The 12,405-nt window shown below is 52.1% G+C and carries 10 protein-coding genes; 6 read left to right on the top strand and 4 right to left on the bottom strand.

Annotated features, from left to right (window positions below):
• Genes KK083_RS14540 through KK083_RS14530 form a run of 3 tightly spaced genes read left to right on the top strand, consistent with a single transcriptional unit; the run spans position 1 to position 4,684 of the window.
• The gene (locus tag KK083_RS14540; protein WP_254163979.1) at positions 1 to 933 is read left to right on the top strand and encodes a PorP/SprF family type IX secretion system membrane protein; all 933 of its coding nucleotides are present in this window, start codon (positions 1 to 3) and stop codon (positions 931 to 933) included.
• Positions 930 to 2,573, top strand: coding sequence for a tetratricopeptide repeat protein (locus KK083_RS14535; RefSeq protein ID WP_254163978.1), 1,644 nt, complete (start codon positions 930 to 932; stop codon positions 2,571 to 2,573). Before KK083_RS14540 ends, KK083_RS14535 begins: the two co-directional genes overlap by 4 nt.
• Positions 2,570 to 4,684, top strand: coding sequence for an ATP-binding protein (locus KK083_RS14530; protein ID WP_254163977.1), 2,115 nt, complete (start codon positions 2,570 to 2,572; stop codon positions 4,682 to 4,684). The genes KK083_RS14535 and KK083_RS14530 overlap by 4 nt, the downstream gene beginning before the upstream one ends.
• Positions 4,685 to 4,774: 90 nt before the next feature.
• On the opposite strand, the gene KK083_RS14525 is transcribed toward KK083_RS14530, so the two are convergent.
• From KK083_RS14525 to KK083_RS14510, 4 genes are all read right to left on the bottom strand, one after another.
• Positions 4,775 to 5,527, bottom strand: coding sequence for an SDR family oxidoreductase (locus KK083_RS14525; RefSeq protein WP_254163976.1), 753 nt, complete (start codon positions 5,525 to 5,527; stop codon positions 4,775 to 4,777).
• 88 nt (positions 5,528 to 5,615) lie between these two features.
• Positions 5,616 to 6,356, bottom strand: coding sequence for an SDR family oxidoreductase (locus KK083_RS14520; protein ID WP_254163975.1), 741 nt, complete (start codon positions 6,354 to 6,356; stop codon positions 5,616 to 5,618).
• Positions 6,357 to 6,580: 224 nt separating this feature from the next.
• On the bottom strand, positions 6,581 to 7,501 hold the full coding sequence (locus tag KK083_RS14515) for a helix-turn-helix domain-containing protein (protein ID WP_254163974.1): 921 nt from the start codon (positions 7,499 to 7,501) through the stop codon (positions 6,581 to 6,583).
• Between the two features lie 120 nt (positions 7,502 to 7,621).
• Entirely contained in the window at positions 7,622 to 8,494 is an 873-nt protein-coding gene (locus tag KK083_RS14510) for a hypothetical protein (protein WP_254163973.1), read from the bottom strand.
• A 332-nt stretch (positions 8,495 to 8,826) separates the two neighbouring features.
• Here KK083_RS14510 and KK083_RS14505 point away from each other — a divergent pair, with 332 nt between their 5' ends.
• Genes KK083_RS14505 through KK083_RS14495 form a run of 3 tightly spaced genes read left to right on the top strand, consistent with a single transcriptional unit; the run spans position 8,827 to position 12,372 of the window.
• Positions 8,827 to 10,122 carry a glucarate dehydratase family protein gene (locus KK083_RS14505; protein WP_254164201.1) on the top strand — a complete coding sequence of 432 codons (1,296 nt, stop codon included), beginning with the start codon at positions 8,827 to 8,829 and terminating at the stop codon, positions 10,120 to 10,122.
• A gap of 22 nt (positions 10,123 to 10,144) precedes the next feature.
• Positions 10,145 to 10,930, top strand: coding sequence for an HpcH/HpaI aldolase family protein (locus KK083_RS14500; RefSeq protein ID WP_254163972.1), 786 nt, complete (start codon positions 10,145 to 10,147; stop codon positions 10,928 to 10,930).
• A complete protein-coding gene (locus tag KK083_RS14495; protein WP_254163971.1) occupies positions 10,927 to 12,372 on the top strand; it encodes a GntP family permease in 1,446 nt (481 codons plus the stop codon). The genes KK083_RS14500 and KK083_RS14495 overlap by 4 nt, the downstream gene beginning before the upstream one ends.
• Positions 12,373 to 12,405: the final 33 nt, after the last annotated feature.

Here is a 12,405-nt window from a genome sequence, read left to right as displayed (position 1 = left end):
ATGAGGAAAGAACTGGGTGCTGTGCTGGTAAAAGTTGCCGTGGTATTGCTGATGGTGATACCGGCATGGCGTAGCGCTGCCCAGCAGAAAGTTCAGTTCAGCCAGTACATGTTCAACAGCGTAGTGATCAATCCCGCCTACACCGGGGCGGATGAAGCGCTGAGCCTCACCTTTATCAACCGCACCCAGTGGACAGGTGTTGACAAAGCACCTTCCACGCAGTCATTATCGGCGCATACGCTGTTCGGTAAAAAGCACATGGGCCTGGGATTGACGCTGATCAATGACCAGATCGGTGTTCACAAGAACCTGGATGCCATGGCAAACTATGCCTACCACCTGAAGACCGGCGACAGGTCGTATCTCTCCATGGGATTGCAGGCCGGTGTTCATAACAGGAGGTCTGACTACGCTTCGCTGGCAGGCACCATCAGCAACGACCCGAAGCTGTACAATCCGTTGATCACCCACACTTTCATCGATTTCGGCATGGGCGTGTACTTCAGAAGTCCCCGGTTCCATTGGGGTGTTTCCGCTCCTGAATTGATCCCGCAGCGCATCGAGCTGAATGATACGTTATCGGTGCAGATGAGCAAAGTTAATTTTTTCATCTTCTCCAAATACCGCCTCCCGCTCAACGAGACCACGGAGGTTGAGCCCAGTGTGCTGATCAAATATTTTGCGGGCGTGCCTGTTTCTTTCGATATCAATATGAACTTTGTATTCCGGAAAGTGTTAACGCTGGGGCTATCTTACCGGAATCAGGAATCGATCGATTTTCTGCTCAAGGCCCAGCTCACGCCACAGCTTCAGTTCGGCTATTCGTATGATTACCCGATCGGTGAAATTTCGAGGCTGAGCAGTGGATCGCATGAGATCATGGTGAATTACCTGTTCCGGTATGTTCGGTCAAATGTAACGTCACCCCGATGATGGACCAGAAGAGAACCGAAGTCTTATTGTTCTTCTTGCTCCTGTGGGCGGCAGCGTCCACGCAAGGCCGGTGCCAGGAGACCGTTTTTGCATTGATGAGGAGTGACCTGAAGATGGCGGATCAACGTTTTCAGAAGAAGAACTTCAAAGCTGCTTTGGCACTGTACGAGAATGTTGCCAGGAAAAGACCTTCGCGGGAAGTTACCCTGAAAATTGGCCGTTGTTATTATTTTCTCAGGCGCTACCAGGATGCGATCGCCGTGTATGACGAGCACCAGAAGTCTGGCAACAATCTTACCGCCATCGATAAGTTTTACTACGCCGAAGCACAAGCCGGCCTTAAAAATTACAAGGAGGCCATTGACAGTTACCGGCGTTATCTCGCCCAGGTGCCGGATGATGAGCTCGTGCTGAAGAAGGTCTGGCAACTTTCGAATATCAAATACCTCTACGAAGACTCACTTCACTATGCGGTGAGGCCGGTGCCACTGAACTCGGAATATGGTGACCTTGCTGCTGTTCCATCCGGGAAAGGACTGGTGTTCATGTCCAACCGCAAGGAGGTGCAGGTGGTGAGCAAGATCGACGCAGCTTCCAACGCGCCGTTTTACAGGATCTACTATTCGCCTGTTCATAAGGATACATCCGCGCAAAGCAATGGAACACGCCGGTATGGTAAGCCCGTCATCTTCAGCAAAGAGCTTAGCGCAAAGTTCCACGCCGGCCCCGTAGCCTTTTACGACCGCTCACATAAAATGGTGTTCGTAGCGACGGGAAATAGCACGGGTGCCAATGGAGAAAGGACTTTACAGCTGTATTTTGCGGCAGAACAATCGGGTGTCTGGAAAGTTACCCAGGCATTTCCGTACAACAGTTCAAGTTATTCTATCAGCGATCCCACCATCACGGAAGATGGCAAGGTCCTGTACTTCACTTCCGATATGAAAGGAGGTTTTGGCGGAAAAGATCTTTACTGGTCTGCGTACAAAAATGGTCAATGGACAAAACCTATGAACCTCGGAGAGTTTGTTAACACGCCTTACGATGAGGTATTCCCCTATTTTCATCATTCCGGCGTGCTTTATTTTTCATCTAACGGACACGCCGGTTTCGGTGGACTGGACATCTTCAGGTCCGACAGCACGACAACAGGTTTCAGCGAACCCAGGAACGCAGGCTACCCGCTAAATACAAACTTCGATGAGTTCGGATTGGTGATCGACTCGCTGAGCACACATGGCTACTTCTCTTCAAACCGCGGCAGCAAAGGCGTTGATGACGATATTTACGAATTTGACGTAGACCTTCAATCCTATCCGCTCGAGATCACAGGCCTGGTGAAGTACAGGGAGCATAGCTGGAGCGATTCGTCGGCACTGGAAAGTATGCCCAATGCAAAAGTTTATCTCATCGACAACCTGCGGGGCGTCACCGTATACGAAACAGTTTCTGATTCCGTGGGGAATTTCACCATCACCATTCCGTATTTCAGCATGTATAAGCTGAAGGTCAGGAATGAAGCCAACGACGAAAATATCGTGAGCCTTGAAATACCGAGGCAGCGTAAACAACATACCATACATGAAATTGTGCTTATCAAGGACACTTTCAAGGAACCAGAAAATGAGACAGTAAAATGAAACGAACCGTACAGCAGCGCTTAATGGCCGTCGTTACGCGCTATTCAATATTTTTCTTCACGGGCGCTTTGCTTTGCATGGCAACGACCGTGCACGCCCAGGACAAGCACATGGTGCAGGTCAAAACCTTCGATCAGCAACTGCAGCCCATGAAGAATGTGGAGGTATCCATCAATGGCCGCGAGTTCGTCAGCGTTGGCAGCAAAGGTTCTGCTTTCATCGAATTGTCCGACAGCGACCTTCCCGTAAAATCAGTACGCCTCAGCAACGACCAGTTGGAAGCAGCCTCCTGGAATTACAGCAAGGGCACACTGGAGGTGATTGTGCGGAAGAAGAGCTACCAGGTCACACCATGGTTCGTAAGAGACAAGAGCAACGCAGCTGTTGCCAATGCGAAGATCACCTACGCCGGCAAAAAGACAGTAACAGTTTCCAGCAATGCGTCGGGCAAATTCGAGCTGCCCCTGGCGTTAGATGAACAGGTAGGCGCCGCAACCCAGTTCAGCATTCCCGGCTATCGCATCATCAGCCTCAAAACATCTGAAACAGAGAATGTGTTAATAGCGGAGCGGATTGATCCCTCTCCACGCAGTGGAGAGGGTGGCGAGCGCAGCAAGCCGGGTGAGGCGGGTGAGGCGGCGTCGAAGCCCGCAGCCAAAGAGTACTTTAAAAACTTCGATCTTTCCATGCTCGATTCCATTCAGTCGATCACCGTCTTCTACGCTGTGTTCAAGAACTACCAGATGAGAGACCTGAGTCCTGAAATGAAAGCGAAGCTCGACGCGAAGTTCAACTCGCTGGTGAAGCAGCTCGAGGATTCAGTGATCCGGGTGGAAAGGACCAATTTCATCGGCCGGATCTCCGACTCGTCGCTGGTGGCCGAAGACATCAAGAATTTGCTGGAACAGGTGCGGCTGGAAGGAAAGATGCTGGAAGATCAGCGCACGGAATTCGATCAGAAGATCAAGCTCATCCAGGACAAGCTTGTGGGAGGTGTTGAGAACATGGACGCCGCCACCAGGGCCCGGCTCTTGTCTGACCTTACTTTGCTGGAGCTGCTGCTGCGGCAGAACGAAAGCCTGTTCTTCAAAAACCAGAACGACTACCGTCAGATCATCGACGGAATAAAGGAGAAGTTCTTCAACCTGGAACATCTTGAAAATAAACTTTCCGAAAGTGAAGCACAGCGACTCGAGGAGCAACGCGTCTTCCGAAGGCAGCTGATGATCATCCTCGGTGTTGCCGGTGTTTTTGCCATCCTGATCGTTCTCCTCGTCAGGTTCAGCATCAGGCTCAGGAAGCAGAAGAAGGAGCTGGTGGAAGCCAATGCGGAGATCAAACGTATCAACGAAAACCTCGAAGGACTTGTGGCCGAACGCACAAAGCTGCTGGCCGAAGCACACCGTGAGCTCGACACGTTCCTGTATCGTGCCTCGCACGACCTGCGTTCACCGGTGTGTTCGATCATCGGTCTTTGTAATATCGCTTATCATCTTTCCAGCGGAGAGTCCAGGGACCTGATCGACCGTGTGGTACAGACCACCATCGGTATGGACAAGCTCCTGAAAAAGCTGAGCATCATCAGCGAGATCAACCAGCCCAGCAATTTCTCGTCCATCACGCTGCTCGAGGTTGTGGAGAATACCTGGTACAACTACAGCAAGACCGTAAAAGACAACCGGGTTAAATTTGTGATCGACTGCCCCGGGGACCTGATGATCAATTCCTATCCGAACCTGATCGAAGCGATCCTCGCCAACCTCATCGAGAACGCCATCTACTACAGCATGATGAAGGGCGCTGAAAACGCGCGCATCGAGTTCACCGCGTCCATCAAAGGCGATCAGGTAGAGTTCAGCCTGCTCGACAATGGTATCGGCGTTGACAATGCCATTCACAACAGGCTCTTTGATATGTTCTTCAAGGGACATGAGCAATCGAAAGGTAACGGGCTGGGCCTTTATATCGTTCGTAAATCAGTGCAAGCATTGGAGGGAACCATCGCCGTTGAATCCGTACCCGATAAGTTCGCGAGGTTTGTGGTGCGGCTTCCGTTGAAAGAGGCTCCGGTAGTAGAAGTAGCGGTAGCTACGGAACTCCAGCTTAGTTAGAGGGGTCCGCAGTCCACGGTCGACAGTCCACAGCAGGAAGTCCACACCTCAAGGCTGTGGTCCGTGGACGGTGGACTGTCGACCGGTATTTTAATAAATCGACCCCCCATTCACCAGCAGGTGCTGGCCTGAAACGAATCCTGACAGGTCGCCGGCGAAGAACTCGGCGATGTCGGCAACGTCGTTTACTGTGGTGAGTCTTCCCATCGGTGATCCTTTGAGCAGCTCGAGGTAAAAAGGGTCTTCTTTTCCCATCTCCGTAAACACGCCTGTGTTCTCCACCGGACCCGGAATGATCGAGTTCACGGTTACTCCGCGGTGCCCGATCTCTTTGGCGAGGATCTCCACCAGGTATTTGGGTGTGGTTTTGCTTCCGCCATAAACGGCCATGCCGGGAACAGGGGAGGTGGTAGTGCTCGAAGAGATGTAGATGATCCTGCCATTGTCGGCGATCTCCCTGGCAGCCTGTTGCAGCGTGAAGTACGCGCCCTTAACGTTGATGCTGAAGACCCTGTCGAACTGTTCTTCTGTAAAATCAGTCACCGGCAGTTGGATCAGCTCGATGCCTGCATTGGCCACCACAATATCGATCCTGCCAAAAGCCCTCTTAGCTTCCGCGAACAACCGCTCCACATCTTTCACCTTCGTGACATCCGCCTGCACAGCGATCACCTTCGCGCCCATCGCCGTAATATTGCTTACCACTTCCTCGGCCGAAGCCTTATCTCTTGAGTAGTTCACAACGATACTCGCTCCCAAAGCAGCATACCGTTCAGCAATAGCCTTACCCAATCCACGTGCAGATCCCGTAATAACTGCAACCTTATTATGTAATGTATTCATATTATTAGTGTTTAAAAGTTGATTCGTCGACCTCACCCTACCCTCTCCACACCGTGGAGAGGGTGGCAGCGAAGCGAGCCGGGTGAGGCTACGCCATCGCTCCATTCACTCCTATGTTCTGTGCGCTGATCCATTTTGCTTCATCGCTGGCGAGGAACAGCACTACTTCGGCAATGTCCTGAGGGTCGCCGATGCGGTTGAAGGCCGAGAGTGATGCGAGACGGCTGATGGTTTCGTCAGATTTCCCAGCGGTAAACAACTCGGTGTTGGTGGGGCCGGGTGAAACGGAGTTCACGTTGATGTTGCGTTTGCCGGCTTCTTTTGCAAATACGCGAGTGAGCTGTTCAACGGCTGCTTTTGTGGCCACGTAAGTTCCATAGGTGGGCAGCATGATGCGGTTCACCGAGGTGGAAAAGTTGATCACAGTTCCGTTGTCGGCCAGCTGGGTAGCGGCTTCGCGCAGGGTGTTGAACACACCTCTTACGTTGATGTCGAATTGCCTGGTGAAATCGTCGTCGGTGGTATCGGCGATCAGTTTGGTGATCATGATGCCGGCGTTGTTCACCAGCACGTCTACGCGGCCGAAGGTAAGAATGGTTTCGCGGAACAGATCTTTTACTTCATCGGCTTTGCTCACATCGGCTTTGACGGCGATGGCGATACCTCCGTTTGATTCGATCTCTTTTACCACCTGTTCAGCAGCTTCTTTGCTGCCCGCATAGTTCACCACTACTTTGGCACCTTCGCGGGCCAGGGTTTTGGCTACCGCTGCACCTATACCTTTTGATGATCCTGTTACAATGGCGACTTTGTCCTTTACTTTGCTCATATGCTTTTGTGTTTGATTGATGAATCAAAGGTCGGGCAAAGGCCTTCCAAAAAAGTACAGATTTCACAGGAGGAGGTGTAAATATCAAAGGTGGTGGGGAGTTTAAAGTTTAAAGTTCAAAGTTTAAAGTTGGTGGAGGAGTGCGTTTCGAGGGCGGTTGCTTTGATACCTGGAGCAATGAGATCCGGCGCAACTTGAAACCTTAAACTTGAAACTTCAAACTTCTAACCCTTTCTAAAAGCATTCGGCGTGAGGTTCGTATGTTTTTTAAAATAGTTGCTGAAGTGGTTCGATTCTGAAAAACCGAGCTGGAAGGCCACCTGTTTAATGGAGATCGCAGAATTTTTGAGCAGTGATTTAGCTTCCGCGATCGTTTTGTCGGCGATCCATGCGCTGATGGATTTACCGGTTTTACTTTTGATCACGTTGCTGAGGTAGTTGGCGTTGAGGCTCTGCAGCCGTGCGTAGTCCTGTACCTGGAATAAGGACTGTTCCCGTCCATCGGCGAGGTCGCGGAAATGTTTCTCCAGGTTTTCCTTGAAGGTCTTGACGATCTGTGAGCTCCTGTTCCCTTCATAGATGGGATTGTAATCCGACCAGAAGTACGCTTTGATCTTGAGCAGGATCACAACAAAGAGGTTGCCGATGATCCTGGTCCTGTAAGGCGAGGTGCCCTGGTATTCTTTGTCGATCTGCAGGTAGAGCTTTTCAAATTCGGCGAAGGTGTCCGGGTCCAGCGTTCTGGGCCTCACGGTCTCCGCCAGCAGGAACGGGAATTCTTCAAAGATCTCAGGGTGCACATTTTCTTTCAGGAATGATTCACTCAACGTGATGAGGTAAAGCTCCTTCATATCAAACCACTCGAACGCTTTATGGTGGCCCGGATTGGTGAAGTAAATGGTGCCGGGAACCGTATCGAAAGTAAGGTCGTCTGTGGTGTATTTTCCGTGCGCATTTTTTACAAAGACAAAAGAAAAGTAGCTGGGCCTGAACACCGACGACCGGAAGGGAAACTCACGATGGATCCTGGCGAGGTCATTAATGGTAAAATCCTTCGATTCGCTGATCGTGTCAACCGGCAGTCCCAGGTTCTTGTACGTGCTGTACAGGTTTTCGTAGATCACGATGCCTTCTTTCTGCTTCATACAACGAATATCGGTTGAATCCTTTGTTAAAAATAGCAGCCCCGGTTACTTTCTTCTAACTGGGATTTTTCCTCCTTACTCCTTAATTCTTACTCCTTCTCCCTCTCCTGACTTCTGATTTCAACTACAAGCCCTCGCCAACACCGACAACAGCAGTATCGCCAATCCTACAAAACGCCAGGGCGATGCATTTTCTTTTTCGTTTTTGTAACGGACGAAGATCTCCAGGTTGTGTGTTATAATTTCCCGTGTGTCCGGATCACACTTCACTTTTTTCAGGATTAGGTAGAGATCATAGCAGAATTGAGGTTCCTTGTGCTGGATCTTGACCGAGAGATTGATGAGGCTGGTTACGATGGTCTTGCGGTCACTTGAAAGTTGTTCGGGCAACGCATTCAGAAAGTCGATGAAAGCACGTTTGATGTACTCGAAATGTAAACGCTGAAGCGATGTGCTGCCTGGCTCGCATGCTTTGATCTCTTTCGCGAGTGTATTCAGCGAACGATTGAGCCTGCCAAAAGTTTCGTCAAAATAGAAATCCGAGATCAGGTAGTGCTCCGCCATGATCAGCTCAGCCTCTTTGAGCTTTCTCGCCCGGAAGGCCCGGTCAATGGCTTTTGCGAGTGGTTGTGCCAGGTAGGGAGACACGAATTCCCTGAACGCATCAAAGTCACGGTGATAACGCCATGAGCTGTCAAAAAAGATACCCTTCTTTCCGGCGTCCACTTCACCATCGCGGATCAGCTTTAGCAGCCTGGGGCTATTATGGATCCATTGATGAAACTGCAGCACCTGCTGATCCTTCACGTCATCAAAAATGGATATGATATCGTCTTTGGTCAGTTCATCACCGTCAACGAGCAGGCTTTTGTTTTCAGATATGTCCAGCTCGGTCAGGAGCGCTTTCTTCGCCTTGTTAAGCTGTGCAACATCGATGTTCCTGATGTCTATTCCCGCGTACCGCAGCAGTGGGATCGGTGACTTGTACTGCATAGAATGAACCTTAAAAATATGCGCCGGCGGACGATAAATCAAACCTTCCGTCCTTTCTTGGTTAGTTTCAGAAATAACCTTACATTTTATGAGCTTCCTTTGTCAGGAAGTCTGCGCCGCCGCACGTCAAATTCTTGTAGGATCTTTACAATACAGGTAATATGTGGTTCAAAAGAACAACGCAGACCGTGCCTGGTAAACCGGAACAGGCAGGAGACTCTTTTTCAGACGAGAGACGTACTTTTCTTCAAAAGACCAGCGCCGGCAGCATGGCCCTGAGCACCATGATGCTTTCACCGCTCCAGACGCGCATCAGCAACATCACTTCCGGTATGAAGACTCCCATTATCAAAGAGATCAATGTAACACCCATCGCCACAGTAGATCCTCCGTTGCTCAATGCCGCGGGACTGCATGCACCTTACGCACTCAGGATCGTAGTGGAGATCGTTACGGCTGACAACATCACGGGCATCAGCGAGATCCCCGGCAACGTAAGTACCCTCGAAGCGCTGGCCTCGGCTGTTAAGCTGATCGGAGGAATGGACCCTTTTCAACTGAACAGCATCCGGCAAAAGCTCATGGATGCCTTCGGAAAAGAGACCGCCGCAGAACGTGGCAACACACCCTGGGATCAGCGAAAGCTTGTGCACATTTACAGTGCCCTCGAAGTAGCCTGCCTCGACATCATGGGCAAAGTAACAGGGCGGCCCGTGGTTGACCTGCTGGGTGGAAAGATGAGAGACCGCGTTCCCTTCGCCGCTTATCTCTTTTACAAATATGAAGGTGCCGGCGGAAAGCTCGGATTCAAAACAGATCCAAAGGCCCAAGGATGGGACGCAGCTCGCCAGTCGAAAGCACTCGATCCTGCAGGCATCGTAGCACAGGCGAAAGCCATGCAAAAAGAATTTGGATTCAAATCGCTCAAGCTCAAGGGAGGTGTGTTCGAACCGCAGCAAGAGGTCGATGCGATGTACGCGCTTCGGGAAGCTTTCGGACCAGGTGTGCCGCTGCGCATCGATCCCAACGCCGTATGGAAAATGGAGACAGGCATTACGTACGGCAAAAAGCTCGAAGGAATCATCGAATACCTTGAAGATCCGGTGCGGGGCCAGGAGAACATGGCCAGGGTGCGAAAGCAGGTGAACATTCCCTTTGCCACCAACATGTGCACCACGTCGTTCGAAGATCTTCCCGCGGCCATCCGGCTCGGCTCGGAAGATATCATTCTCACCGATCACCATTTCTGGGGTGGCTTGCGTGCCTGCATGGACCTGGGGCGCATCTGTCAAACTTTCGGGAGAGGTATTTCCATGCACTCCAACAGTCATCTCGGTATTTCGCTCGCCGCCATGGTGCACCTTGGAGCCGCTTTGCCATACCTTACTTCTGCGCTCGATACACATTATCCATGGCAGTCTGATGAGATCATCACACGGGGCCGTTTCAGGTTTGAAGATGGTGCAGTGCAGGTGCCGGATGGACCGGGCCTCGGTGTTGAGCTGGATAAGAAAGCGCTCGCTGTGCTGCATAAGAATTATCTCGATAGCGGACTCACCAAAAGAGACGATGAAATAGAAATGCAGAAAGTGCAGCCGGGATGGAAGTTCATGGCCGAGCGCTGGTAAACAACGAACGAAAAATACCTTCATGAAGAACCTGAAGAAACGATTGAAACAGGGCGAGACCCTTCATGGCTGCTGGCTGAACCTGGGCAGCGCCGTAACCGCCGAGATCGTGGGACGTGCCGGGTTCGACTGGGTGCTCATAGACCTGGAGCACGGTGCCGGCGAAGAAAAGGATGTGATGTCGCAGCTGCAGGCCCTCGAGCACAGCAACACCGCCGCCCTTGTCAGGGTAGAAAGTGCTGCCGGCCAGCGCATCCACCGTGTGCTGGATATGGGCGCGGAGGGCATCATGTGTCCGCACATCAACAATGGACGCGAGGCAGCCATGGTAGCCAAAGGCTTACACTATCCACCTGCGGGTACCCGTGGCGTTGCAAAAATGGTGCGGGCCACCGGCTTTGGGCAGCACTTTGCGGAGTACTATGCGTCAGCAACGGAGAACATCTTGGGCATCGTGCAGATCGAGACCGCGCAAGCCCTCGATCACCTCGACGAGATCGCAGCCGTTCCCAATATCGATGTGCTGTTCATCGGTCCGGCTGATCTGAGCATGGACCTCGGTATCTTCGGACAGTTCGATCATCCAAGATTCAAAGACGCCCTGCGCGCCACCGTGAACGCAGCACAGAAAGCCGGAAAAGCCACCGGCATCCTCTTCTTCAATCCTGACGACTACACAACCTATCATCAGCTGGGCATCAGGTTCATCGGCTGCGGTGCAGATGCAACATTCGTGGCTGACGGCTCCCGTGCCATGGCGGCCAGGATGCAGGCGATGCGTTCAACCCATAACGCCGGCAAACCATGAGCACATTTACGATCGACCCTATCTTTATTTTGCTGACAGGTGTGGTCATTGTGGTGGGAGGTATCATCGGATTGAAACTGCATCCGTTCCTCGCGCTTTTGCTGGGCGCCTTTGTGGTGGCCCTGCTGACGCCTGCATCGGCCATCGAGCAGTTTTTTCTGGCGAAAGCGCTGGCACCCGCTGCCGCAAAGCAGATGGCACATAAAACCATTGGCGAGCGCATCGCTTCGGAGTTCGGAAGCACGTGCACCAAGATCGGCATCCTCATTGCCATGGCGGCCATTATCGGCAAGTGTATGCTGGAGAGTGGCGCGGCAGAGCGCATCGTGAGGTCATTGCTGAACGCCATCGGCATCAACAAGGCACCTGTGGCGTTCCTGGCCAGCAGTTTTTTTCTCGGCGTTCCGGTATTTTTCGATACCGTCATTTTCCTGATGATGCCCCTGGCCAAAGCCATGGCGCTGCGTACGGGCAGATACCTGTTGCTGGTGCTTTCCATTCTTGCGGGCGCTGTAATGGCCAACTCGCTGGTGCCGCCCGCGCCCGGTCCGCTGTTCCTCGTAGGCGAGATGCAGATCCCGATCGGTATGATGATGATCGCCGGCACCATACTGGGTGTGATCACCGCCACGTCAGGATATTTCTTCGCACTGTGGGTGAGCCGTAAGACCAGCGTGCCTGTGCGCGATTCCGCGGAAGCAAAACTGGAGGACCTCAAGAATATTGCAGCCAAAGACGATTCACAACTTCCGGCGCTGTGGTTCTCGCTGCTGCCCGTGCTGATACCCCTGATCTTTATTTGTGCCGATACCTTTCTGAACTCGTTTTACAAAGTGGGGTCGGCAGAGACATCAACCGTGAGCGCACTGATCGGCTTCGTCCATTTTTTTGGCGACAAGAATATCGCGTTGATCACAGGGGCGGCCGTGGCGCTGGTGCTGCTGGTGAGGCAAAAGAAGATCAGCCGTGAAGGGGTCAGCAGCTTTGTGCAGTCGGCATTGAGCACAGGAGGAGGCATCATCCTGATCACGGCTGCCGGCGGTGCCTTCGGTGGCATGCTGCAGCAAACCGGTATCAGCGCACGCATTGAAGAGCTCACCCGCAACTACCAGATGGCACTTATACCACTGGCGTTTATCATTGCCGCCGTTGTGCGTACGGCTCAGGGCTCAGCCACCGTGGCACTGATCACCGCTTCCGGGATCTTGGCAGGCATGGCCAGCGGCAACCTGGAGTATCACCACCTATACCTCGGGCTGGCCATCGGCTGCGGATCGAAGCTGGTGCCGTGGATGAATGACGCGGGCTTCTGGATCGTGTGTAAAATGAGCAACCTCACAGAACGCGAGGCGCTCAAAACATTTTCACCTATGAATTTTGTAATGGGATGTACCGGGCTGATCGTGATCATGATCGCCGCCAGGTTTATTCCCCTGATCTGATTTTTATACAGGGAGCGACAAAATTTGAACCAA

It is taken from the genome of Chryseosolibacter histidinae, from assembly GCF_018598225.1.
Classification (GTDB): Bacteria; Bacteroidota; Bacteroidia; order Cytophagales; family Cyclobacteriaceae; genus Chryseosolibacter; species Chryseosolibacter histidini.
Note: the sequence above shows the minus strand (reverse complement) of the source record. Positions and strands in the feature narration are given on the sequence as shown.

What these genes read in the sequence shown, in the direction of transcription:
- KK083_RS14535 (WP_254163978.1), top strand. Translation starts at nt 930, where the DNA reads ATGATGGACCAGAAGAGAACCGAAGTCTTATTGTTCTTCTTGCTCCTG.
- KK083_RS14540 (WP_254163979.1), top strand. Translation starts at nt 1, where the DNA reads ATGAGGAAAGAACTGGGTGCTGTGCTGGTAAAAGTTGCCGTGGTATTG.
- KK083_RS14530 (WP_254163977.1), top strand. Translation starts at nt 2,570, where the DNA reads ATGAAACGAACCGTACAGCAGCGCTTAATGGCCGTCGTTACGCGCTAT.
- KK083_RS14500 (WP_254163972.1), top strand. Translation starts at nt 10,145, where the DNA reads ATGAAGAACCTGAAGAAACGATTGAAACAGGGCGAGACCCTTCATGGC.
- KK083_RS14515 (WP_254163974.1), bottom strand. Translation starts at nt 7,501, where the DNA reads ATGAAGCAGAAAGAAGGCATCGTGATCTACGAAAACCTGTACAGCACG.
- KK083_RS14495 (WP_254163971.1), top strand. Translation starts at nt 10,927, where the DNA reads ATGAGCACATTTACGATCGACCCTATCTTTATTTTGCTGACAGGTGTG.
- KK083_RS14505 (WP_254164201.1), top strand. Translation starts at nt 8,827, where the DNA reads ATGAAGACTCCCATTATCAAAGAGATCAATGTAACACCCATCGCCACA.
- KK083_RS14510 (WP_254163973.1), bottom strand. Translation starts at nt 8,494, where the DNA reads ATGCAGTACAAGTCACCGATCCCACTGCTGCGGTACGCGGGAATAGAC.
- KK083_RS14525 (WP_254163976.1), bottom strand. Translation starts at nt 5,527, where the DNA reads ATGAATACATTACATAATAAGGTTGCAGTTATTACGGGATCTGCACGT.
- KK083_RS14520 (WP_254163975.1), bottom strand. Translation starts at nt 6,356, where the DNA reads ATGAGCAAAGTAAAGGACAAAGTCGCCATTGTAACAGGATCATCAAAA.